This is a genomic window from Paenibacillus stellifer, from assembly GCF_000758685.1.
Taxonomy (GTDB): Bacteria; Bacillota; Bacilli; order Paenibacillales; family Paenibacillaceae; genus Paenibacillus_AQ; species Paenibacillus_AQ stellifer.
In genome coordinates this window covers 3,164,847-3,188,255 of sequence record NZ_CP009286.1, presented here as the reverse complement: position 1 = coordinate 3,188,255, position 23,409 = coordinate 3,164,847, and the positions used below count along the sequence as shown (strand labels likewise).

Annotated in this window: 17 protein-coding genes and 3 rRNA genes; 13 read left to right on the top strand and 7 right to left on the bottom strand. The window is 52.6% G+C overall.

What is annotated here, in order from left to right; genetic code table 11:
• The first annotated feature begins 19 nt into the window (after window positions 1-19).
• Entirely contained in the window at window positions 20-1,036 is a 1,017-nt protein-coding gene (locus tag PSTEL_RS14710; protein ID WP_038696396.1) for a hypothetical protein, read from the top strand.
• Window positions 1,037-1,233: 197 nt separating this feature from the next.
• Here PSTEL_RS14710 and PSTEL_RS14705 read toward each other — a convergent pair whose 3' ends face one another.
• The gene (locus PSTEL_RS14705; RefSeq protein ID WP_038696394.1) at window positions 1,234-1,542 is read right to left on the bottom strand and encodes a carboxymuconolactone decarboxylase family protein; all 309 of its coding nucleotides are present in this window, start codon (window positions 1,540-1,542) and stop codon (window positions 1,234-1,236) included.
• Window positions 1,543-2,058: 516 nt separating this feature from the next.
• On the opposite strand from PSTEL_RS14705, the gene PSTEL_RS14700 reads away from it, so the two are divergent.
• The 8 genes from PSTEL_RS14700 to PSTEL_RS14670 all read left to right on the top strand — a co-directional run bounded on the left by PSTEL_RS14700 (window position 2,059) and on the right by PSTEL_RS14670 (window position 10,570).
• A 16S ribosomal RNA gene (locus tag PSTEL_RS14700) occupies window positions 2,059-3,613 on the top strand.
• A 386-nt stretch (window positions 3,614-3,999) separates the two neighbouring features.
• Window positions 4,000-7,050 (top strand): 23S ribosomal RNA (locus tag PSTEL_RS14695).
• 335 nt (window positions 7,051-7,385) lie between these two features.
• Window positions 7,386-7,502, top strand: a 5S ribosomal RNA gene (gene rrf / locus PSTEL_RS14690).
• Together the 16S, 23S and 5S rRNA genes form the textbook arrangement of a ribosomal RNA operon.
• A gap of 125 nt (window positions 7,503-7,627) precedes the next feature.
• Window positions 7,628-7,780 carry a hypothetical protein gene (locus tag PSTEL_RS27970; protein ID WP_169744584.1) on the top strand — a complete coding sequence of 51 codons (153 nt, stop codon included), beginning with the start codon at window positions 7,628-7,630 and terminating at the stop codon, window positions 7,778-7,780.
• Complete coding sequence (locus tag PSTEL_RS14685; protein ID WP_038696392.1) at window positions 7,777-8,259, top strand: flavodoxin domain-containing protein; 483 nt, start codon at window positions 7,777-7,779, stop codon at window positions 8,257-8,259. Before PSTEL_RS27970 ends, PSTEL_RS14685 begins: the two co-directional genes overlap by 4 nt.
• A 68-nt stretch (window positions 8,260-8,327) precedes the next feature.
• Window positions 8,328-8,744 carry an Rrf2 family transcriptional regulator gene (locus tag PSTEL_RS14680; RefSeq protein ID WP_038696390.1) on the top strand — a complete coding sequence of 139 codons (417 nt, stop codon included), beginning with the start codon at window positions 8,328-8,330 and terminating at the stop codon, window positions 8,742-8,744.
• Between the two features lie 15 nt (window positions 8,745-8,759).
• Window positions 8,760-9,404: an MBL fold metallo-hydrolase gene (locus PSTEL_RS14675; protein ID WP_038696388.1), complete on the top strand. Its 645-nt coding sequence runs from the start codon at window positions 8,760-8,762 to the stop codon at window positions 9,402-9,404.
• 26 nt (window positions 9,405-9,430) lie between these two features.
• Entirely contained in the window at window positions 9,431-10,570 is a 1,140-nt protein-coding gene (locus PSTEL_RS14670; protein ID WP_052098506.1) for an AbrB family transcriptional regulator, read from the top strand.
• A gap of 315 nt (window positions 10,571-10,885) precedes the next feature.
• Here PSTEL_RS14670 and PSTEL_RS14665 read toward each other — a convergent pair whose 3' ends face one another.
• Both PSTEL_RS14665 and PSTEL_RS14660 read right to left on the bottom strand, forming a co-directional pair.
• Window positions 10,886-11,728, bottom strand: coding sequence for an aldo/keto reductase (locus tag PSTEL_RS14665; protein ID WP_038696386.1), 843 nt, complete (start codon window positions 11,726-11,728; stop codon window positions 10,886-10,888).
• A gap of 46 nt (window positions 11,729-11,774) precedes the next feature.
• Window positions 11,775-13,022: an MFS transporter gene (locus PSTEL_RS14660; protein ID WP_052098505.1), complete on the bottom strand. Its 1,248-nt coding sequence runs from the start codon at window positions 13,020-13,022 to the stop codon at window positions 11,775-11,777.
• Between the two features lie 141 nt (window positions 13,023-13,163).
• Between PSTEL_RS14660 and PSTEL_RS14655 the strand changes: the two genes are divergently transcribed.
• A complete protein-coding gene (locus PSTEL_RS14655; protein ID WP_038696384.1) occupies window positions 13,164-13,559 on the top strand; it encodes a winged helix-turn-helix transcriptional regulator in 396 nt (131 codons plus the stop codon).
• Between the two features lie 331 nt (window positions 13,560-13,890).
• The gene (locus PSTEL_RS14650; protein WP_038696382.1) at window positions 13,891-15,060 is read left to right on the top strand and encodes a PPC domain-containing protein; all 1,170 of its coding nucleotides are present in this window, start codon (window positions 13,891-13,893) and stop codon (window positions 15,058-15,060) included.
• A 361-nt stretch (window positions 15,061-15,421) separates the two neighbouring features.
• On the opposite strand, the gene PSTEL_RS14645 is transcribed toward PSTEL_RS14650, so the two are convergent.
• Window positions 15,422-16,672, bottom strand: coding sequence for an MDR family MFS transporter (locus PSTEL_RS14645; protein WP_038696380.1), 1,251 nt, complete (start codon window positions 16,670-16,672; stop codon window positions 15,422-15,424).
• A gap of 130 nt (window positions 16,673-16,802) precedes the next feature.
• Between PSTEL_RS14645 and PSTEL_RS14640 the strand changes: the two genes are divergently transcribed.
• Window positions 16,803-18,587 (top strand): ABC transporter substrate-binding protein, encoded by a 1,785-nt coding sequence (locus PSTEL_RS14640; RefSeq protein ID WP_038696378.1) that lies wholly within the window; start codon window positions 16,803-16,805, stop codon window positions 18,585-18,587.
• On the opposite strand, the gene PSTEL_RS14635 is transcribed toward PSTEL_RS14640, so the two are convergent.
• The 3 genes from PSTEL_RS14635 to PSTEL_RS14625 form a co-directional block, all read right to left on the bottom strand.
• Complete coding sequence (locus PSTEL_RS14635; RefSeq protein ID WP_038696376.1) at window positions 18,584-19,093, bottom strand: cupin domain-containing protein; 510 nt, start codon at window positions 19,091-19,093, stop codon at window positions 18,584-18,586. The genes PSTEL_RS14640 and PSTEL_RS14635 overlap by 4 nt on opposite strands.
• A 196-nt stretch (window positions 19,094-19,289) precedes the next feature.
• Window positions 19,290-21,023: a phosphomethylpyrimidine synthase ThiC gene (thiC, locus tag PSTEL_RS14630; RefSeq protein WP_245624963.1), complete on the bottom strand. Its 1,734-nt coding sequence runs from the start codon at window positions 21,021-21,023 to the stop codon at window positions 19,290-19,292.
• Window positions 21,024-21,267: 244 nt separating this feature from the next.
• Entirely contained in the window at window positions 21,268-22,224 is a 957-nt protein-coding gene (locus PSTEL_RS14625; RefSeq protein ID WP_038696374.1) for a Gfo/Idh/MocA family protein, read from the bottom strand.
• Between the two features lie 125 nt (window positions 22,225-22,349).
• Between PSTEL_RS14625 and PSTEL_RS14620 the strand changes: the two genes are divergently transcribed.
• Window positions 22,350-23,306: a helix-turn-helix transcriptional regulator gene (locus PSTEL_RS14620; protein WP_038696372.1), complete on the top strand. Its 957-nt coding sequence runs from the start codon at window positions 22,350-22,352 to the stop codon at window positions 23,304-23,306.
• The last annotated feature ends 103 nt before the right edge of the window (window positions 23,307-23,409 follow it).

Sequence of the window (23,409 nt, the reverse complement as noted above, 5' to 3'; positions counted from 1 at the left end):
GGAATGAGGTGATTGTTCCATGAACTGGACTCGAAAATGCGCAGCGGCTTCGCTAATCCCGCTAACCCTCCTGATGGGCTGTGCGGCGGACAACGAAGCCTCCAAGAATAGCACAACATCTGCACCCGGATATACCGCTGATTCTCTGACTGCCCCGTCTTCACCTTTGCCATCTTCACCGGTAACGCCTGCCGCCAAGAGTGCCGTTCCTACTCCGGTTAGATCGTTCGCAGCTGCCGCTTCCAAGTCGATCTTTACGGACGGCAAGGTGCCGGATTATGACGGCTCGGGACGTGGCTATGTTATAGACGGCGGCGATGTCAATGCCAAGCTGTTAAGCGATCCCCTGACGCCGATTGCCGTTTTTGTTCCGGAGACCATGGTGGAATTCACGCTTGGGAGCAGTAAGGCATGGGGAACGCCGGATCAGCGTAATTACCTCGTCTTTCACCCGGGCAATCTGACGGTGCAAGCGAATGAGCACGAGCCGGATTTGCTGCCGTACAAAGAGTACAAGGGGACAGCGAGAGACAGCGAGACGTCTGCGGATTATTTTGCCTTCACCGTACATGGCAAGCCGTACACGGCCGAGGTCCGGTTAACGGTGGAAGAGAGGGATAAATGGCTTCTTCTTTTTACGCAAATGGTTGGATCGGCCCAGTATTTGGAGAAGAGACAGCTTCCCGAGCCTGGCGTGTATGTTATGCGCCCCACACTCAGCGGGGAAGGGCAGAAGCAGATTGTTGACACGGTAATGGACTGTCTGAAAGGCTGGGCTGCGAATGACCGGGAGCTGTTCAACTCCTCTATGTATTCCCCGGAGACCGCGGATTATTTCAGCTATCTCTTCAGTCCGGACGTCAAGTACCGCTTCAATTCTTTGACCTATGAGGGACAGCCTAAGAATACGAAGCGGGTGGATTTTCTGCTGGAGTATCAGGCCATACACGATAACGGTTATTTATCGGAAGGAACCTATTTGATCTCTCTTTTGAAAAATAAACAGGGAGAATGGAAGGTTGCGCAGATTGATTGATGAAGATTTGAGCGTTTCGCATCATCGGGCGAAGACCGGTTTGGCGGATCTACTATTTAAGGCTGTCTGAGGTTGACCATGGACGGCAATAGTTTGCTAGCCCGAATATGGGCACCAAGCGTCTGTCATTTCAGGAGCAGTTAGATTAGGGGAAACGGCTGAGGGAAAGGTGAATATTCTCCGCAGCCGTTTTTGCTTTACTCCTCATCAAAAGCGGAAAGCGCAGCAGGCAGCGCCTGAATAACAGCATTGCCGACAGCGGGCAGTCCGACCAGAATACTGCCGATAATTTCATCTCTTGTTGCGCCGAGTTCTTTGGCTTGTTTGACATGGAAAGGAATCCCGCCCACCAGACGGGCTGCCGCCAAGACCGCCAAATATGCGAGGGCTTGCGTCTTCTTATCCAGTGCACTGGCGATGTCCAAACGTTCCACAAGCTCGCTCCAAGCACTCTGCTGCTGCGGTGCCTCCTTGGCAAAAGTCAGAAAAGCATTGCTGATGCTCATTCGTATACCTCCTCATATTAAGTGCGATTGTTCGATCCTATTGACTCTACTTACTTTATCATAATTGCAAATTCTGCCAGTTCTAAAAATCACAGTACTTTTAAGAATCGACAACTGGTGCAAAATGTTGCTTACTCGCATCATTCCTATACAAAAAGGGACAGTGCAAAAGCAGCCGGTTGAATCTTCCACTTGATTGACTCTGTCTGAATATGATATATTCTTATTCCGGCCAAGAAATTCGAGCTGTTGATTCAAAAAAAGAAATAAAAAAAGCTTGCGTTGATGACTTGGTTGTGATAAGATATAAAAGTTGCTGATGCGAAAGCGAAGCGACAATGAAAGTCTTAATTGAAGCTTGATCTTTGAAAACTGAACAACGAGTGAGTACTAAGAGAATTTAATTCTCGTCAGATTCAAAATGAGCAAATCATCTCTTTCTATACTCGTTCCGGAATGATCGGCTCAGCTGAGATCGACCCATTCCGGAACGGGCAACGCGACGAAGTCGCGTCTTTAATGGAGAGTTTGATCCTGGCTCAGGACGAACGCTGGCGGCGTGCCTAATACATGCAAGTCGAGCGGAGTGGTGAGGGAGCTTGCTCCCGAACCACTTAGCGGCGGACGGGTGAGTAACACGTAGGCAACCTGCCCTTCAGACTGGGATAACTACCGGAAACGGTAGCTAATACCGGATAATTCCTTTCTTCGCCTGAAGGAAGGATGAAAGACGGAACAATCTGTTACTGAGGGATGGGCCTGCGGCGCATTAGCTAGTTGGTGGGGTAACGGCTCACCAAGGCGACGATGCGTAGCCGACCTGAGAGGGTGAACGGCCACACTGGGACTGAGACACGGCCCAGACTCCTACGGGAGGCAGCAGTAGGGAATCTTCCGCAATGGGCGAAAGCCTGACGGAGCAACGCCGCGTGAGTGATGAAGGTTTTCGGATCGTAAAGCTCTGTTGCCAGGGAAGAACGTCTCTTAGAGTAACTGCTAAGAGAGTGACGGTACCTGAGAAGAAAGCCCCGGCTAACTACGTGCCAGCAGCCGCGGTAATACGTAGGGGGCAAGCGTTGTCCGGAATTATTGGGCGTAAAGCGCGCGCAGGCGGCGATTTAAGTCTGGTGTTTAAACCATGGGCTCAACCTGTGGTCGCATCGGAAACTGGATGGCTTGAGTGCAGAAGAGGAAAGTGGAATTCCACGTGTAGCGGTGAAATGCGTAGAGATGTGGAGGAACACCAGTGGCGAAGGCGACTTTCTGGGCTGTAACTGACGCTGAGGCGCGAAAGCGTGGGGAGCAAACAGGATTAGATACCCTGGTAGTCCACGCCGTAAACGATGAGTGCTAGGTGTTAGGGGTTTCGATACCCTTGGTGCCGAAGTTAACACAGTAAGCACTCCGCCTGGGGAGTACGGTCGCAAGACTGAAACTCAAAGGAATTGACGGGGACCCGCACAAGCAGTGGAGTATGTGGTTTAATTCGAAGCAACGCGAAGAACCTTACCAGGTCTTGACATCCCCCTGAAACGTCTAGAGATAGGCGCGGCCTTCGGGACAGGGGAGACAGGTGGTGCATGGTTGTCGTCAGCTCGTGTCGTGAGATGTTGGGTTAAGTCCCGCAACGAGCGCAACCCTTGACTTTAGTTGCCAGCAGGTCAGGCTGGGCACTCTAGAGTGACTGCCGGTGACAAACCGGAGGAAGGTGGGGATGACGTCAAATCATCATGCCCCTTATGACCTGGGCTACACACGTACTACAATGGCCGGTACAACGGGAAGCGAAACCGCGAGGTGGAGCCAATCTTATAAAGCCGGTCTCAGTTCGGATTGCAGGCTGCAACTCGCCTGCATGAAGTCGGAATTGCTAGTAATCGCGGATCAGCATGCCGCGGTGAATACGTTCCCGGGTCTTGTACACACCGCCCGTCACACCACGAGAGTTTACAACACCCGAAGTCGGTGGGGTAACCCGCAAGGGAGCCAGCCGCCGAAGGTGGGGTAGATGATTGGGGTGAAGTCGTAACAAGGTAGCCGTATCGGAAGGTGCGGCTGGATCACCTCCTTTCTATGGAGAATCGTCTTTCGTAGCAAAGACATTCAAAAAATCAGGTTTCGGCCTGTTACTCACTTGTTGGTCAGTTTTGAGAGTTCAAGCTCTCAAAGTCGGAAAGACCTTGGTCTGGACGACTCTCCGAATTCTTCATCGGCACAATCTGTGATCGACCGAAGAATTCAGAGATTGATCCTTGAAAACTGGATACCGAAACGAAAATTGCGTTTTAGAACATCTTTTAGCTGAAACTTGTGTCTAGCAAGTTGAAGTAAGTGATGCTTAGAGCGAAGGGGTTTGGATGTTGAGCGAATTTGGATGGAAACGGTGTTCGAAGCAGCGTAAGCGGCGGAGAAGAGATTCCACCAAGCGGAGCAGAAACAGCCAAACGCCAGAGCGTTGGTTAAGCTAGTAAGAGCACACGGAGGATGCCTAGGCGCCAGGAGCCGAAGAAGGACGTGGCGAACAACGAAAAGGCCTCGGGGAGCTGTAAGCAAGCGTTGATCCGGGGGTGTCCGAATGGGGAAACCCGGCTGTGGTAATGCACAGTCACTCATTGCTGAATACATAGGCAATGAAGAGGCAGACCAGGGGAACTGAAACATCTAAGTACCCTGAGGAAGAGAAAACAAGAGTGATTCCGTCAGTAGCGGCGAGCGAACGCGGAACAGCCTAAACCAGGGAGCTTGCTCCCTGGGGTTGTGGGACGTCTCACATGGAGTTACAAAGGAACAGGGTAGACGAAGAGGTCTGGAAAGGCCCGCCGGATAAGGTAAAAGCCCTGTAGTTGAAAGTCTGTTCCCTCCGAGACGGATCCCGAGTAGTGCGGGGCACGTGAAACCCCGTATGAATCCGGCAGGACCATCTGCCAAGGCTAAATACTCCCTGGCGACCGATAGTGAAACAGTACCGTGAGGGAAAGGTGAAAAGCACCCCGGAAGGGGAGTGAAACAGTACCTGAAACCGTGTGCTTACAAGAAGTCAGAGCCCATTATAGGGGTGATGGCGTGCCTTTTGTAGAATGAACCGGCGAGTTACGTTTAACGTGCAAGGTTAAGGCGAGGAGCCGGAGCCGCAGCGAAAGCGAGTCTGAATAGGGCGAATGAGTACGTGGACGTAGACCCGAAACCGTGTGATCTACCCCTGTCCAGGGTGAAGGTGCGGTAACACGCACTGGAGGCCCGAACCCACGAACGTTGAAAAGTTCGGGGATGAGGTGGGGGTAGCGGAGAAATTCCAATCGAACTCGGAGATAGCTGGTTCTCCCCGAAATAGCTTTAGGGCTAGCCTCGGAAATGACAGTCGTGGAGGTAGAGCACTGATTGGGTGCGGGGCCCGCAAGGGTTACCAAGCTCAGTCAAACTCCGAATGCCATAGACTGATTAACCGGGAGTCAGACAGTGAGTGCTAAGATCCATTGTCAAAAGGGAAACAGCCCAGACCATCAGCTAAGGTCCCCAAGTGTGTGTTAAGTGGGAAAGGATGTGGAGTTGCACAGACAACCAGGATGTTGGCTTAGAAGCAGCCACCATTTAAAGAGTGCGTAATAGCTCACTGGTCGAGTGACTCTGCGCCGAAAATGTAACGGGGCTAAACACACCACCGAAGCTATGGCTTGGATCGACTTCACTGCTTCTTTGAGGCGGTGTTTATCACAAGAACATATTTGCCGAAGAGCCGGTTATCCAGGCTTGAGGCCAAATGGTTCCCAGGGGATAAACACAAGGCTTCGAGGCAGGAGTGAAGTCGATCCAGGGGTAGGGGAGCGTTGTGTATAGGTTGAAGCTGGACCGAGAGGACTGGTGGACAGTACACAAGTGAGAATGCCGGTATGAGTAACGAAAAGATCAGTGAGAATCTGATCCGCCGAAAGCCCAAGGTTTCCTGAGGAAGGCTCGTCCGCTCAGGGTCAGTCGGGACCTAAGGCGAGGCCGAAAGGCGTAGTCGAAGGACAACAGGTTGATATTCCTGTACCACCATAATCCGTTATGAGCAATGGGGGGACGCAGGAGGGTAGTGACGCGGACTGATGGATGTCCGTCTAAGCAGCGAGGCTGGTGTATAGGCAAATCCGTACACCATAAGGCTGGGCTGTGATGGGGAGCGAAACTTATAGTAGCGAAGGTCATGATCTCACACTGCCAAGAAAAGCCTCTAGCCAGGAGAAGGTGCCCGTACCGCAAACCGACACAGGTAGGCGAGAAGAGAATTCTAAGGCGCGCGGAAGAACTCTCGTTAAGGAACTCGGCAAAATGACCCCGTAACTTCGGGAGAAGGGGTGCCTCGGTAGGGTGAATAGCCCGAGGGGGCCGCAGTGAAAAGGCCCAAGCGACTGTTTAGCAAAAACACAGGTCTGTGCGAAGCCGCAAGGCGAAGTATACGGGCTGACGCCTGCCCGGTGCTGGAAGGTTAAGGGGAGCGGTTAGGGGTAACCCGAAGCTGTGAACCGAAGCCCCAGTAAACGGCGGCCGTAACTATAACGGTCCTAAGGTAGCGAAATTCCTTGTCAGGTAAATTCTGACCCGCACGAATGGCGTAACGACTTGGGCGCTGTCTCAACGAGAGATCCGGTGAAATTTTAATACCTGTGAAGATGCAGGTTACCCGCGACAAGACGGAAAGACCCCATGGAGCTTTACTGCAGCTTGATATTGAACTTGGGTACGATCTGTACAGGATAGGTGGGAGCCTAGGAAGCCGGAGCGCCAGCTTCGGTGGAGGCGACGTTGGGATACCACCCTGATCGTATCTAGGTTCTAACCTGGTACCGTAACCCGGTACGGGGACCGTGTCAGGCGGGCAGTTTGACTGGGGCGGTCGCCTCCTAAAGCGTAACGGAGGCGTCCCAAGGTTCCCTCAGAATGGTTGGAAATCATTCGAAGAGTGCAAAGGCAGAAGGGAGCTTGACTGCGAGACCCACAAGTCGAGCAGGGACGAAAGTCGGGCTTAGTGATCCGGTGGTACCGCATGGAAGGGCCATCGCTCAACGGATAAAAGCTACCCTGGGGATAACAGGCTTATCTCCCCCAAGAGTCCACATCGACGGGGAGGTTTGGCACCTCGATGTCGGCTCATCGCATCCTGGGGCTGAAGTAGGTCCCAAGGGTTGGGCTGTTCGCCCATTAAAGCGGTACGCGAGCTGGGTTCAGAACGTCGTGAGACAGTTCGGTCCCTATCTGTCGTGGGCGCAGGAAATTTGAGAGGAGCTGTCCTTAGTACGAGAGGACCGGGATGGACGTACCGCTGGTGCACCAGTTGTTCCGCCAGGAGCACGGCTGGGTAGCTATGTACGGACGGGATAAGCGCTGAAAGCATCTAAGCGTGAAGCCCCCCTCAAGATGAGATTTCCCAATACGTAAGACCCCTTGAAGACGACAAGGTTGATAGGCTGGGGGTGGAAGTGCAGCAATGCATGGAGCTGACCAGTACTAATCGGTCGAGGGCTTATCCAAGACTACCCCACAAAGTGAGGAAGACGCTGACGAAGCCGATTCCGAGTACTTTGCGGGGGCCCCATAAGCATACCCCAAAAAGTGAAGCGGAGGCTTCGAAGAGTACACCGAGTACTTTTCGGGGACCCCGGAACACTGGGTAGGGGCAAGACGCAATGTTTCGTTTCGATCCAGTTTTCAGGGAGCAAGACCTAAACTTTACCAGTCCACGCGGCTGCGTGAGGCGACGATTTGCTTTCAGCATTTGGCGATGCTGAAACCTGAACCTAAATATTTTTCTGCAGTCGGTTATTTTCCTGAAGAGATTCCGGGAAGTAATACGAGCGGAAAAACCGTTTGGTGGCGATGGCGGAGGGGTTCCACGCGTACCCATCCCGAACACGACCGTTAAGCCCTCCAGCGCCGATGGTACTTGGACCGAAGGGTCCTGGGAGAGTAGGAAGCTGCCAAGCACATGAACCACTGCTGAATAATCAGCAGTGGTTTTTTGTGTTTTTTAAAAGTAAAATCATCACTGACCGAAACTCCGTATGCTCATATACTGAACAGTGATCAAAATATTAACAATGTTTAAAATATGTTGGTCGATAAATCTTCCAAGCCGCCCGAAGAACGTACGAAATCTGCTAATGCGCTTTCTGGAGAAAGCAAAGGTAGCTGCCGAGCCGGTGATCCTAATGATGACAATAATCCTGTTGAATATGCCCACGGAAAGGGAGCGGTCGAATGAATGCCGTTATTTTATACACCTCCAAACATGGATGCGCCGAAGAGGCGGCCAAGGCTCTGCAGAATGTATTGGGGCCTGGAACGGAGATGGTCAATTTAATGAGGGCTAAGCCCTCCGATTTACAGCGCTTCGACTTGGTGATATTGGGAGGCTCCATCTATTACGGTCAAGTCCAGAAGCAGCTGACGGCCTATATGAACACCGAGCAGCAACAGCTTCTTTTGGCAAAAACAATCGGACTGTACATTTGCGCTGCAGCGGAGGGAGATAAAGCACAGGCCGAGCTTGAGCAGGTGTTCCCAAAGGAACTTTTGAACCGTGCATCGGCATCTGCGGTACTCGGGAACAGGATTATTCCCGGGAAGCTGTCGTGGATGGAAAGGCTGGTACTGCGGGTGGTCAGCGGCAAAAGTGAGGAAAGCGGCGGATTGTTCGAAGATCGTATCAAACAATTTGCTTCTGAGCTTCAAAATGCGTAAGTTGTTGGACAGAGGATAGTGTGCTATAATTCGCACATTAAATACGAAGCAGGGAGCTGGAAATTCGGATGGCTCAAGTCAAACGATTCGGGTACGGTCTCCAAGCTCTGATCCTGCTGGCAATGGACAGAGAGCAGGTGTCCAGCGCCGAGATGGCCGGCAAGATATCATGCGAACCGACGGCGCTTCGAAAGATTCTGGCACGTTTGACCGAGGCCGGGATTATTGAAGTGAAGCAAGGCAGAGGAGGCGGGTACCGTCTCGTGAAGCCTCCTTCCTCGATAACCTTGGCTGAGGTATACCGTTCCGTCCATGAAGAGGAACCGCTGTGGGACGGGATGCTTGAGACGACAGGCAACAACTTGTTCGGAAGCCGGGTACGCGGCTCATTCGATAAAATCATGTCGGATATCCAACTTCAGGTTATGGGAGTTCTGGATTCATACAACTTGGCGGATATGCTGGAGACGGAGATCCCGTATTGACGGAGGGAGAACAGAATGATTGTCAAATGGTATGGCCACTCATCGTTTCTTCTGACATCGGAAGACGGACTCAAGGTGCTGATTGATCCCTATGGAAAATTTTTGGGCTATCGCATGCCCTCGCTACAAGCGGATATCGTTGCCGTAACGCATGATCACCGCGATCATAACCATGTCCAGGTTGTTGAGGGAGGCTATGTGCTCGTCAATGAACCCAGACGTTATGAGCTGGAGCATGCTGTCATATATGGAATTTCCACCTTTCATGATAATGTTGGAGGTAGGAAAAGGGGAGAGAACACCGTGTTTGTCTTCGAAATAGACGGATTACGGCTATGCCATCTCGGCGATCTCGGTCATCTTCCAACAGCCGAACAGCTGGAACAAATCGGGAGAATCGATGTTTTGTTCGTTCCGGTTGGCGGAACCAGGACGCTGGACGGTGCATACGGAGCGGAGACGGTCCGGCTAATCAAGCCTCAGATCGCCATTCCGATGCATTATCGGACAGAGGCGCTTGGTTTTGCCGGTAAAGTGCTTTTTCACAGAGTCGAGCCCTTTATTCAGGAGTCCGGACTTCCAGTGCACCGAGTGCATGAGTTGAAATTCACAGCAGAGAATGCGTCTGACTACCTTGGAATTGTTCTGATGGAGTACTAAACAGAGAAAGAAAGTTGGGAGTGGTAATGGAGAAAGAAAATGCCCGTAAAATGCTAAGTCCTAAATCCAAGTATGGAATTACGCTGTTAACCGCTGGACTCGGCGGTATATTATTTCAGCTCTTCAATCTCCCCTTGCCTTGGCTGCTGGGCCCTATGCTTGGTTCGCTGATCGGTTCCAATGCGGCAAAAGGCTGCTATGCATGGCCTTCTCTACCTAGAAACGCAGGGATGATCATCGTAGGTTATACGATTGGGCTGGCCATGACCGCACCGGCGCTTAAGGAGATGTCACGCGGACTTCCGAGTATGCTGCTCATGACTACAATGCTGATCTTGTGGTGCGCGCTTATTGCGGCGACTGTCTCCAAAATCTCCGGAATCGATTATAAAACGATGCTGCTTGGAAGCATTCCCGGAGGTCTTACGCAGATGATTATTTTGGCGGAGGAGACGAAAGGCATCGATATCACAATCGTTACAGTGACCCAGGTTATCCGTCTAATGATGATCATCATAACGGTGCCCTTGTTGGTCTTCGGGCCACTCGGCGGAGTCAGCGGAGGCGGCGCTTCGGCGGCAGGTGTGTTCTCGGCAGCCGAGCAGGCGACCTGGGCGGGGCTGTTTCCAAATCTGTTGGTGTTCATCCCGGTGAGCATCGCGGCAGCGGTTCTCGGATCGAAAATCAAGTTTCCGACTCCGTATCTGCTTGGACCCGCTATCGTAACTGCGATACTGCAGCTGTGCGGTCTATCCGGTCCGGCGCTTCCGCAAGTTCTGCTGGCTGCGGCGCAGCTGACGATCGGAACTTACGTAGGACTTCTGTTGAAGCCTGCAACCCTGGAGCATAAAGTGCGGACCTTAGCGCTGGCGCTTGGCAGCAGTGTGCTGCTGATTGGCGGGGCTTGGCTGTTAAGCATGTTTCTGACATCGAGCGCCGGAGCGTCGCACGCAACCGCGCTGCTCAGCCTGGCGCCGGGCGGCATGGATCAAATGAGTCTGATCGCTCATGAAGTGAATGCTGACTTGTCCATGGTTGCGGGCTACCAGTTGTTCCGGACGTTCTTTATTTTCCTGGCCGTTCCTCCAATTCTGCGGGTCCTGTTCAAGCGGGCGGACAGAATAAGTGCGAGGAGGGGGCGGCAGGTCCGGCGCGAAGCGAAATGAACGAATGTGATACTATAATATATATTATGTAAACTAAAGAAGGCAAATCATGATTCTTGCTTTCCGTTTGCTCCGTTGCTTTGCTTAGAATAAGTAAGAGATAGATAATAATTTCATCATATGAAAAATTCAAAATAGAACCCAGGCAAGATAGAAACTTGGCAAAATGGAATAGTTTCAATAGAACGTTGCAATGGAATTGTGCAATGATATCGTTGCAATAGAATCGTGCAATGGAACGTTGCAAATCTTTGCAAATGGGCAAGACGCCCCTTCTCGATAAGAGGCGTCTTGTCTGTGCTAGCCCAGCAGCAATCAAAAATCAAAGTTATCCGGGTCGGGACCGACGCGAAGGTCCTGGTTAAGCGCGTCGATTCGTGCCATATCCTCGAGGCTAAGTTCAAAATCAAACACGGAGGCATTCTCGGCAATGCGATGCTCCTTCGTCGATTTGGGAATAGTAATGACGCCATGCTGAAGATCCCAGCGCAGAATAACTTGAGGCACGGTTTTGCCATGCGAACCGGCGATTTCCTTCAGAACCGGTTGATCCAGCAACCCTCCCTGCATGAGAGGCGCCCAGGCTTCCAACTGAATACCCTGCTCCCGTGTGTAGCGCAGTAGATCTTTTTGCGTCAAATAGGGGTGAAATTCAACTTGGTTAATCATAGGTTTCACTTCCGCATCTGCCAGCAGGTCCTCCAGATGATGAATCTGAAAATTGCTCACCCCGATCGCCCGGACGCGACCTTCGCGGTACAGCTTCTCCAGAGCACGCCAGGCATCCTTGTACTTCCCGGCCACCGGCCAGTGGATCAGGTACAAATCGAGGTACTCCAGGCCAAGCCGTTCCAGACTTGCATAGAAAGCCGATAGCGTTTCCTCATATCCCAGATCGGCATTCCATACCTTGGAGGTAACGAACAGCTCCTCACGGGACAACCCGCCTTCCTCAAGCGCTTCGCGAATGCCTTGACCCACGCCGGATTCATTCGCATATACAGCAGCGGTATCAATGCTCCGGTATCCATGTTTGACTGCCGACTTCACGGCTTCGATCAGTTCGCGGCCTTCCTCCACTTGAAATACGCCCAGTCCCATCATTGGCATATGAATTCCGTTATGCAGCGTCGTAGTGCTGTGAATATTGGTGATCATTATTAAGTCCTCCTGTGCTGAGTTTGTAAAGTCAAGCAATGTTAAGTTAAGATTGCGCCGAATCGGCGCAGACCAAATCAGGCGCCTGATAGCCGGCAGCTGCATGACTCGCGGTCCGGCCCTTCTTCTCCAGAGCAAGCGCCCACACAGTTAGCAGGACGGCTCCGGCGACCATCAGCGCCCCGATCCATGCCGTATGGATCAGTCCGAGCGAATCGGCGACAATTCCGCCGAGGAAAGCGCCCAGTGCAATACCCGCGTTGAACGCGGAAATGTTAACCGCAGAAGCCACATCAACAGCCTTGGGCACGTAGCGTTCGGCCAGTGTAACGACATGGATCTGCAGACCGGATACACTCATAAAGCCTAACAGTCCCATTCCGAAAATAGTGATTAGGGCCGGAATCTTAAATGGTGCGGTAAAGGTAAGAATCAGCAGCACGACGGCCTGCAGAATGAACATGCGAAGCAGCGCGGCAAGCGGGTTCCGGTTGGCGGCGCGACCGCCGATCACATTGCCGATGGCAATCGCAACGCCATACAGCAGCAAAATCAGGGCGACCGACGAGGTAGCGAAGCCGGTAATCTCGTGAAGCAGCGGCGACAAGTAGGTGAACACGACGAATGTTCCTCCATAGCCGAGCGCCGTGATCAGAAATGCGAGCAGTAAAGGACCGTTCGTAACCAATTTGACCTGTTCGCGCACTGGGGTCTTTACGCCGCCTCTAAGCTTCGCGGGCACAAGAATCAGATTGGCGATGAACGCGATGATGCCGATGAGCACAATAGCGGCAAAAGCAGCCCGCCAACCGAACTGTTGGCCGATAAAGGTGCCGAGCGGAACGCCGGTAATTGTGGCGACGGTTAAGCCCGAGAACATGAGGGCAATCGCGCTGGCCCGCCTGTCTTCAGGGACGAGATCGGCGGCAATCGTAGAGCCGATTGACATGAAGACACCGTGCGAGAGGGCGCTAATAACCCGTGCGATCAGCAGCATCGCGATTCCGCCAGACAGAGCGGCGACCGAATTGCCGAGCACAAAGACGATCATGATTCCGAGGAGCAAGATCTTACGGGGAACTCCCGACGTAAGGGACGTAAGCACAGGCGCCCCAAAGGTTACTCCGAGTGCGTATAAGGTAACCGTTAATCCGGTTAAGGTAATGGATATATGAAAATCTTCAGCGATCAGGGGCAGCAGCCCCACACTGATAAATTCGGTAGTGCCGATGGCAAACGCGCTGATGGCCAGCGCCAGCAGTGCCAGTCTATTGCGGTTCGCTGTCTCTTTCATGGAATCTCACTCCTATCTGGTATTCTCCGGCCGGTATGTGTTATTATGTACGTAACCGTGAAATTTGAATAGTACGTACTTCAAAGTACCATAGGCACTAAAAAGTACCTATAAATCCCGAAGAGATGGAGGCGTGCCGGTATGGCCGTGAAAAAATATAATATTCCCGTGGAAGCGACTCTCGAGATTATCGGGGGAAAGTGGAAGTGCGTGATCCTGTGTCACCTTACGCACGGAAAGATGCGCACAAGCGATTTGAAACGGCAAATGCCGTCAATTACCCAGAAGATGCTGACCCAGCAGCTTCGCGAACTGGAGGATGACGGTATCGTGAACCGGATCGTCTACAACCAGGTTCCGCCGAAAGTGGAATATGAGCTCAGCGAATACGGCTGGAGTCTTCAGCCGATCCTGGACTCGCTCTGCGCCTGGGGAGAGAGACATATCATCAACGAGTATGGCGATAAGTTCGCCGTGCTTGAAGACAATATCCTGAACCATACGGAGAAGAAGTTCAGCGGTGAGCCGGTGTTGTAACAGAGCCTCAATGATAGCGAGCTCATTATGAGTTCTTTTTACAGGAGTCGCTCGAACGGTAGAGCAGAACGAGATTAGGCCGCCCACAAGGCGGCCTTTTTGCATGATCAGGTTAACCGGTTATTACGGCTGGCCTATTTTTTTGACTGCTTCACGAGGGTAAAACGCGGAGTAGCACAAGCTTGCGTTATCTGTGACTGTCAGCGCATGATTGGAATCCTTTGCCAGGATCGGGTGTGAAGCAGAATGTCGCCATTTTACAATACTGCAAAAACAGGTTGTCTTATTATTAACAGTATTGGATTTCAATAAAAAGAAGGGGGAATTTATCTTGTCGAGGAAAACAACAAAAGGCTTCAAAGCATGGAAGGGAGCGCTGCTTCTACTGCTTGTAACAGCGATTTTCATGGGGGGACATGGAAGTGTAAATGCGGAAACCGCACAAGTGGTAGACCAGACAACCGGACAGAGTGTATCCGAGATTAAGATGCATACACTGACTACCGGAGATACCATAGATATGGGAAAGCGCGGACAATACGAGATCAATCTGTCATCGGATGTGGAAGAGCTGGTAGTGCCCATAAAGGCGGAGGCTGCAGGTGTATTCCAGGTTTTTCTTAAGGATGACACGCAAAATATCGACGTTGAATTCTATAGCGACGCCGCCTGCACATCAGCCCTTGATTATAACAGCAATAATGCGTTTGGTGTGATTCCCAAGGCAGGCACTTATTATGTGAAGTTCGTGAATTCGTATGGAGACTACGGCGCAGAGGATGTAATTTCCCTAAAAGCCGATTTCAGCTGCCAGCTGTTCCCCGATGTCACGGAGCTGAAGGCGGATAACTGGCAGGCTGCCGGTATAACGGATTACACAAAGCCGGTATATTACAAAGTGTCAGTTCCTGCAACAGTTTTGCTGGAAGTGGATTTCCAGGCGGAAAACACCAACTCCAATATCACCCTCTGCGACAGCAGTAAAAAGGCAATAACAGATAGTATGACCATTGCAAGTACGGAAGGCAAGAAAGCCTTAGTCGTAAAGAAGGGCACCTATTATTTGAAGGTTAGCACAAATGCCTGGTGGGTAAGGGTGAAAGCTTCCGCCAAAGGGGTATCGGACAGCAGCGGTGTTTCAAAAAACAGCGCAGCAGCCTTGAAATTGGGAACTGCCAAGAGCGGGGTATTTTTCCTTGAGGATAAAACTAGTGCGAGTGACTGGTTTAAGTTTACTTTAACCAAGCCTACCAAGGTGGATCTCGTGGTAAGCGGCAATGTTTCCGCCGGGTACATAAAATATGAAGTGACCAGCTCAGTTATCGACGGTACTCTGTCCGGATACCTTAGTGATGTAGGAAATGTAGACAAGACGAAATTGGTCTATTATAAAGGAAAGAAGCTTTACGAGTCCCTGCCTGCAGGTACTTATTATGTCCGCCTTTATAAAAGCTCCGCAAAAACCTGCGGCAATTACTTCGTAAAGGTTGTCCAGCGGTAAAGTGTAGTGTTCCGTTTATTAGTCAGGCAAGAAGCTCCAAACACAATCCGGTATCTCCGGGAATTCACAGTCGCATAATCTCTGCACAGCAGAAAAGCGAACGGCACCGCAAGGTGTCGTTCTTTTTTTATAGATATAATAAATATTATGTAAACTACATATGAAACATGTACATTCTGTTGTCTCAATTAACAAGTGATCCCGCCTTTATTTATTCTAAAAACACATCATATGAAAAATTCATAATAGAATCAATAATCACCTATCCTCTCGCATCACTCACACTAATCCATCCTCACAGCAACAAGCATCCAACCTTTTTTTGTAAAAAGGGGACACCGAGGCGTCCCGCAACAAACTGCTACACTGCGTTCTCCTTCTCTATAACTACAGGAGCGGCCGCAGCGCTCTCCCTTGCTGTAAGCCGGCGGTGCGCAGTGAAGAGAAATGGGAGACCGGCAGCCGTTGTCAAAGCAAGCGGAAAGAAAATAGCAAGCCCGTGATCCGCGCCCCAGAAATCGATCAGGATTCCTCCAAGGATCGGGGCGATGACGCTGCCGATGCCGTTGAAGCCGATCGTGCCGAAGTAGGTTCCCTTCCATTCCGGCTTCGCAACCCGATCGATGAGCATATCCATCATGGTAAAGAGCAGAACTTCCCCGATTGTAAAAAGTACAACGCCGAACATAAGCAGCGGCAGTCCGTTTGCGGAACCAAAGACAAGCATTGATGCCGACACGCACAAGTTGCCGAATATTAGCGGGATAACAGGCGGGAAATTCCGAAACGTCCGAACGATAGGAAACTGGACGACGAGCACGGTGACGGCATTCAGTGAGAGCATATAGGAGAAGGCCTGTCCGCCGTTCGCAAAATGCGTATTCAGTGCCAGATACTGTGCGAGCGTAGAGCTGAAGTGACCGTATCCCAGTACACAGAAAGTCGTACCAATAAGTATCGGCAAGAAGACACGGTCGCGCCCGGTCACCGACAGCGCTTCACGAAGGCGCGGGCTTTGGGCTGCCGAGCGGGAAGGAAGCTGTCCGCCGTGAACCGAGAACTGCATGATGAGCACGAGTCCATATAGAATATACACAGCCGCCGCAATCAGGAACGGATAGGTCGACTGGGCGGAGCCGAGCTGCAGACCGATGATTGGCCCAAAGACGACGCCGAGATTGACGGCGGCGTACCTTAGATTGAAGACGAGCAGCTTCTGGCTGCTTGGTGTAATGTCCGACAGCAGTGCCCGCGAGGTCGGCTCAAACACGGAGCGGCACAGGCCGTTCAGCGTATTGACCAGCAGAAATACCCATAAATGTCCGGCGATTGCGAAGCCGACGAACACGGCCGCCCAGCAGAAGATCGAGATAAGCATTACTTTCCTGCGTCCGATGATGTCCGAGATATAGCCGCCATAGAAGGAAATGGAGACGCCTGCCAGAGAGCTCGCGGCAATTGTTATCCCGGTCTGGGTCGGCGTTGCGCCAAGCACTCGGGTCAGGTAGATGGACAGAAACGGGATACTCATCGAGGTAACCAGTCTGCCGAACATGGTTCCGATAATGATGGTCCAAGCCAGCGGATGAACTTGCCTTAGTGTCAGTTTCATTATGTTCTCCTTACAAGTGCGTTATTGTCAACAGCCATGTTGTATAGTATATAATTTTAATATTAAAAAGAGGAAGGAAAAGTGAAATCTTACACGCGATGTTTTCACCTTTTATAGAGAGGGGAGAGAGATGGAACAGTCTCATTACTACAGGCTGGCGAAGGCGCTAAATAATCCGGATAACCCTGGAATTCCGGTTAAGGTTACGATTGAGCAGCTGTCTGAGCTGCTGTGCTGTACACCGCGCAACGTGAAATTTATTCTGCGGAAGCTGGAGGATCAGGAGCTGATCGCATGGAAGCCCGGAAGAGGAAGAGGGCACTTGTCTTCCCTGACCTTTTTTCGGAGTACGGATGATATGGTGGAAGAGAACTTCCGGGACCTACTCAGCAAGGGGAAGATCAAGGAGGCCATTGAGCTGATCCGGATGTCTGCGGCTGGCGATCTGCTTCGGGATCGGCTAATGACCGAGCTGACCAGGCATATGGGCTTCCGCAGCGATCCAGCCTCATCATCCGGCAAGGATGTGCTGCGCATGATGAGAGGAAGGGTGCTTGAGCGGTTGGACCCGGCCTTTGTATTTACGGCTTTTGAAGCCTATATCATTGGTCAGGTGTGCAGCACTCTGGTGATCTACAATGTAGCGGAGGATCGTTTCTCACCGGGACTGTCGCATACTTGGGAGCACAATGCGGATTATACGGTCTGGACCTTCTATTTGCGAAAAGGGGTAAGGTTTCATCACGACGGACTGCTGACCGCTAAGGATGTGAAGTATACGCTGGAGCGTTTATTACAGCTGGACAGTCCCTCGCTCTGGCAGTTCAGGGAGCTGAAGGAAGTGAGAACAGCAGGCGATTATACGGTTAGTTTTTACCTGGAGAAACCGAACCGTTTCTTTTTGCACACCGCAGCCTGCTTGTATATGTCCATACTTCCTCATGATGTTGGGCGGTCGGAAATCCCTGTCGGTACCGGACCCTTTCGGGTGAGCGAAATGAACGAAGATGTGCTCGTCTTGACCGCTTTCGATAACTATTACGGTATCCGTCCGCTTCTGGATCGCGTGGAAATCTGGTTTTTCCTTGAACATGCAGGCAGTGAGCGCCGGTACGAAGTTGCAGGGGAGGAAAGTCCGGTCCAGGAGCTGATGTCCTGGAACCAGTACAACAGCAGCATTGATTATCCGGCATCGGGCTGCCGTTATATCATGATTAATTTTGGGAGAGAGGGCGTTCATCACCGGATTGAGGTGCGGCAGGCGCTGCGGCACTTGTACGACAGGGAGGCCGTCATCCGCGAGCTTGGAGGCAGCAGGTATAAGCCGGCGGACAGCCTTCTGCCCGAGATCAGCCGGGAGCGTGACATCCCGGAGGGGAGCCTGCAGACAGCGAAGGAGTTGCTGATGCAGGCGGAGTATGCTGGAGAGCCAGTGACATTCGCTTATACCACGAAAAAGGAAGAGATGGAGGAGGCCGAATGGCTGTTGGCGCGTGCCCGGTCGATCGGACTCAATCTGGTCTTGATGCCGCTCAGCAACCGGGATTCACGGACGGTCATGGCGGACGCCGATCTTCTGCTGGCCGAAGAGGTGCTGGAGGACGACTGGGAATGGGGGATGCTGAATTTTTACAAAAATGACCGGAATTATCTGGGACAGATGCTTGATCCGGCGGGGAAGAAAGCATTGAATCAAGCTCTGGAGAACGTTTTTCAGCTGACAACGCATGAGCGGTTCAACCGGATTCGGGAAGCCGAATCTCTGGTCCGGGACAATCTCTGGATGCTGTATACTTGTCATCTCAACAAAAAAGCGAAGCTCAGCGACAGCCTGCTCGGCAGACATACCGGCTCGTTCGGGTTTCTTGATATCTCCAGGCTTTGGGTTAAAAATACGGGTGCCAAGGAGACTTAAACGGTTGAGGCAGGGTAGCCCAGTGTTCCCCAGATCTCGCGTACCCGTTCCTCGCCATCGTAATAATCGGATTTTTCGCCGAGATGATAGATGTCCTGATCGGGCAGGATATTGATTTTGCCTGAATCGGGATACTCGGCGATGTCGAGACCGTTCAGTGTGGACAAATCAAGGTAGGTGCAGGGCTGGTCCGTATGGTTGTACAGCTGGTGTGCTCCGGCAGGTCCCGATTCAAAGAACAGGATATCTCCTTCCTTCACCTCTGTGATGCCTTCCGGCGCGCGAAGCAAGGCCCGTCCCGAGAGGATGACGAACATTTCTTCAGCATTGCGGTGAAAATGGTACGGGTAAGAGAACACGCCCGGCTCCAGCCTGCGAACATCAAAGTCGAGACGGGAGGCCTTGACGGACTTCCATAAATCATCGGTGCTTGAGAAAGCGAACTCCGGCAGAGGTGCAGATCTCTTGTTGAACGACAGCTCATTTGTATGAAAAATAGATGCCACTGTACTCACTCCTAACGGATTGGATGGATGCTGGTCTTCTTGTATGATTGTACCATTTAGCCCCGATATCAGGCGTGAAAAAAGGCTCTCCCGATCCATCCTGTCCACCGGAAGAGCCTTGAAATTATCGGTTAGCCAGAGCACGGCATTTGGGCTTATTTACTGCAATTTGCCGACATGTCCGCCCTCAAAGGGCTCAACTGTAAATGCTGTGGTCGGCTTTGGCGAACTCGGCGGATTTCTCCTTCATGCCTTGTTCGATCGCTTCGGCATTTTCCAGATTATTCGCCTTGGCATAGGCCCGGATATCCTGCGTAATCCGCATGCTGCAAAATTTCGGCCCGCACATGGAGCAGAAGTGGGCTGCCTTTGCCCCTTCGGCGGGGAGCGTCTCGTCATGGTACTCGGCGGCCCGTTCCGGATCGAGCGAGAGCGCGAACTGGTCTCTCCAGCGGAATTCAAACCGCGCCTTGGAGAGGGCGTCGTCCCGCTGCTGCGCGCCGGGATGGCCTTTGGCCAAATCGGCGGCGTGCGCCGCGATTTTGTAGGCGATGACGCCTTCGCGGACATCGTTCTTGTCCGGGAGGCCCAGATGCTCCTTGGGTGTCACGTAGCAGAGCATCGCCGTGCCGAACCAGCCGATCATGGCCGCTCCGATGGCCGATGTTATATGATCGTAGCCCGGCGCAATATCCGTCGTCAGCGGCCCCAGTGTATAGAAGGGGGCTTCCTTGCAGACGTCCATCTGGCGGTCGACGTTCTCTTTGATCTTGTGCATCGGCACATGGCCGGGGCCTTCAATCATCACCTGGACATCATGTCTCCAGGCGATTTCGGTAAGCTCGCCGAGCGTCTCCAGTTCGGCGAACTGCGCTTCGTCGTTGGCGTCGGCAATCGAGCCGGGACGGAGGCCGTCGCCGAGCGAGAAGGCGATGTCGTACGCCTTCATGATCTCGCAAATTTCCTCAAAGTGTGTGTAGAGGAAATTCTCCTCGTGATGCGCCAGGCACCAGGCGGCCATAATGGAGCCGCCGCGCGAGACGATGCCTGTGACGCGCCCCGCGGTCATGGGCACATAGCGCAGAAGCACACCCGCGTGGATGGTGAAATAGTCCACGCCCTGCTCCGCCTGCTCGATCAGAGTGTCGCGGTACAGCTCCCAGGTCAGATCCTGCGCCTGGCCGCCCACCTTCTCAAGCGCCTGATAGAGCGGAACCGTGCCGACGGGAACCGGGGAATTGCGGATGACCCATTCCCGGGTCGTATGAATATGACGGCCGGTAGACAGGTCCATGACAGTATCCGCTCCCCAGCGGGTCGCCCAAGTCATCTTCTCGACCTCCTCCTCGATGGAGGAGGTAACGGCTGAGTTGCCGATGTTGGCATTGATCTTCACGAGGAAGTTCCGGCCAATAATCATCGGCTCGCATTCCGGATGATTGATATTGGCGGGGATGATCGCGCGGCCTGCCGCCACTTCATCCCGGACAAAGGAGGGGTCGACATTCTCGCGGATGGCGATGAACTCCATTTCCGGCGTGATGATGCCCTGCCGGGCGTAGTGCATCTGCGTCACATTGCCGCCGATCTTGGCTCGCAGCGGTTCTCGCTTAAGGCCCGGATAGATTATTCCGTCACCTTGTTCAGCTTCGCTTCTGCGCAGTCCATTGTCCTCCGGCTTAATCGGCCGGGCCGCATATTCCTCCACATCATTCCGCTCCAGGATCCAGCTTCTCCGAAACGGCGGAAGTCCCTGACGGATGTCGGCTGGCGAAGGCTCTCCCCCGGACGGTCCGCTTGTGTCATAGACCCGGACCGGCGGATTATCCACCGTTCCTTCCGCGCTCTCCGTACGGCTGAGCGCAATTTCTCTCATCGGCACCCGGATGTCTTCGCGGGAGCCTTCCACATACACCTTTTGACTGGCCATTCTACGATTCCTCCTCATAGTTAGTGAAGCGCAGAGGAGCCCGTACGCCAAAAAGACCGCATCCCGAAAGAAGCGGTCTTTGTACATACAAAGCCTGTAATGATTCCTCCGCTGGCATTACCCAGATCAGGTATTACGGTCGACGACATGCGGTCATCCTCTCAGCCTGGCCGGTTCCAAGCTCCCGTGTGCTATGATGTTGTCCGTTTACAGATTAACCCAAACTATACAGAAGTGCAAGATGCTAACGGTATATTTGTCTCGTAATCTCATGCGAGAGCTTCAGAGACTCGGCTGCTCGGCATAAGGATAGCGGGGAATCTTCATTGGGTGATGAAGACCCGTTACGCTCGCCCAATACCTGAAGGGCATGCTTCAGGCTTTCGGCGTAAGGGTCTGCAGCCGTAAGCTCAACCTTGTGCTCGCCTTCCGGCGTATATGCCAGTAGGGAGGACTCGCCGTTGTCGCAGTTCTCGTGGTAGACGAGCTTGGCGGATTCAAAATACGCCTCGAAGCCCACAGTAAAGGGATAACAGGGCGGCAAGCCGGAGGAGGCCGTAACCGTAACCCGGGGAGACGCGTTCCCGTATCCGATGACTGCATTTACCAGAGACTCTCCGGGATTCGGGAATTCCGTGCCCCATGCATATTTGAGAGCGGGCTCCGAAGCCAGTGAAGCGGCGAAATCCAGCTCATGGATCATCAGCTGAAGCGGCAGCTTGGATAGGCCGAGATCACCCCATAACGGAGCCGTCTCTCTTACCAACGATACAGACAGCAAGCGTCCGTACGTGCTCTGAAGTGCGCACTCCCGCAAATAAGCATAGGCAGGGTCAAACGTGATGAAGCGGTTGACCAGTACCTTTTGACCATATTTGACTTCCGCCTCCAGCATCTGCTCCGATTCATCCGGCGTACAGCTGACCGGCGTTTCGCAGAATACTTGCTTGCCGTATGACATCGCTCTGATTGCAACCTCGCAGTGTAGCGGGGTGGGCAGGCAAATATCGATGATGCCGATGGACGGATCGCGCAGCACCTGATCCAGATCCGTGCTGATGCCGACCCCAAGCTCCGACTCCAATTTTTGCAGCTTCTCCTGATTTCGGCCGAAGACTGTTATGCCCTCCACATCGCTCATTTGTTTAAGCAGCTTCGCATGATATGCGCCGAACCCTGTTCCTAGAACTCCAATTTTCATCCGCTGAACACTCCTTTATCTCAGATGATTCCATGATATACTTCAATCGTTGACAACAGTCTGGCAGCAATGAAGGCATCCGAAATACAATTTTTCCGTTATGCGGAATGAAGGAGGAGATCTGATTGAGACTGCATCGGCTTGTAGCGATCCTGCTTCTGCTGGAATCGAGAGGCCGAATCAAGGCAAGAGAGCTTGCCGAGGCGCTGGAAACATCAGTACGTTCCATCTACCGGGACGTGGACACCCTTGGCGAGGCGGGAGTTCCCATCATAAGCACATCCGGGCCGGGAGGCGGCCTGGCTCTAATGCCGGGGTACACCCTTGATCTCAAAACGATACATAACGACGACATCATACAGCTGTATTTGACCGGTCTCGGCATCCGCTCCGGGGGAGGAAGCGAATCGGGTCAGAGGCTTCAAGCTGCGCTGCTCAAGCTGGAGAAAACTCTACCCGAGTCCTACCAGCCTGATCTCCATAGGGCAAAATCAAGGTTCTGGTTCGACGACACCCCCTGGTGGAGCGAGAAGAAGCCATTACCCTGTCTGGAGACGATCCGTGCCGGAATATGGAAATCGTTGAAGCTGAAGCTGCAGTACCGGAAGCCCGGCCGCGAAAGCACAGTGCGAATAGTCCAGCCCTACGGACTGGTTGTCAAGCAGGGGGACTGGTATTTGGCTGCATATTGCGAGACCGCTCAGGATTTGAGAATCTTCAGATGTGAACGTGTGGAACAAGCGGAGCTTGAGGAGGAAGAATTTGAAATCCCGCCGGATTTCAGACTGGAGACCTTCTGGAAGGAGAAGGAGGGGGGCTTCAAGCAGCATCGGCGGGATGAGGAACGATATCCGGTCGTACTCAGGATGGATGATCCGGCACTGCTTCTGAAAGCCGATCTGGATATTTTGGATATCAACCGCCAGGATGGGGAGACATGGGTCACGGTGAATATGTATGGCTATGAAGTCGCCTGCCGCGATTTGCTGCCCTGGATCGGAGTTGCGGAAGTGATGGAGCCAGAGGAGATACGGACGTATGTCAGGGAGAAGCTGGAGGAAATGCATAGCCGCTATGCATGATTAAGCCGGGAGCTGGATGTGATGACTCACGGCCAGCAATAGGCGTTCTTCCGGACATTCTCTGGCCGCGTATTCTCGAAATATGGTTCAGGTTTAACATAAT

Coding starts and splice junctions, on each gene's coding strand:
- PSTEL_RS14710 (WP_038696396.1), top strand. CDS start 20: ATGAACTGGACTCGAAAATGCGCAGCGGCTTCGCTAATCCCGCTAACC.
- PSTEL_RS14705 (WP_038696394.1), bottom strand. CDS start 1,542: ATGAGCATCAGCAATGCTTTTCTGACTTTTGCCAAGGAGGCACCGCAG.
- PSTEL_RS27970 (WP_169744584.1), top strand. CDS start 7,628: ATGTTGGTCGATAAATCTTCCAAGCCGCCCGAAGAACGTACGAAATCT.
- PSTEL_RS14685 (WP_038696392.1), top strand. CDS start 7,777: ATGAATGCCGTTATTTTATACACCTCCAAACATGGATGCGCCGAAGAG.
- PSTEL_RS14680 (WP_038696390.1), top strand. CDS start 8,328: ATGGCTCAAGTCAAACGATTCGGGTACGGTCTCCAAGCTCTGATCCTG.
- PSTEL_RS14675 (WP_038696388.1), top strand. CDS start 8,760: ATGATTGTCAAATGGTATGGCCACTCATCGTTTCTTCTGACATCGGAA.
- PSTEL_RS14670 (WP_052098506.1), top strand. CDS start 9,431: ATGGAGAAAGAAAATGCCCGTAAAATGCTAAGTCCTAAATCCAAGTAT.
- PSTEL_RS14665 (WP_038696386.1), bottom strand. CDS start 11,728: ATGATCACCAATATTCACAGCACTACGACGCTGCATAACGGAATTCAT.
- PSTEL_RS14660 (WP_052098505.1), bottom strand. CDS start 13,022: ATGAAAGAGACAGCGAACCGCAATAGACTGGCACTGCTGGCGCTGGCC.
- PSTEL_RS14655 (WP_038696384.1), top strand. CDS start 13,164: ATGGCCGTGAAAAAATATAATATTCCCGTGGAAGCGACTCTCGAGATT.
- PSTEL_RS14645 (WP_038696380.1), bottom strand. CDS start 16,672: ATGAAACTGACACTAAGGCAAGTTCATCCGCTGGCTTGGACCATCATT.
- PSTEL_RS14640 (WP_038696378.1), top strand. CDS start 16,803: ATGGAACAGTCTCATTACTACAGGCTGGCGAAGGCGCTAAATAATCCG.
- thiC (WP_245624963.1), bottom strand. CDS start 21,023: ATGGCCAGTCAAAAGGTGTATGTGGAAGGCTCCCGCGAAGACATCCGG.
- PSTEL_RS14625 (WP_038696374.1), bottom strand. CDS start 22,224: ATGAAAATTGGAGTTCTAGGAACAGGGTTCGGCGCATATCATGCGAAG.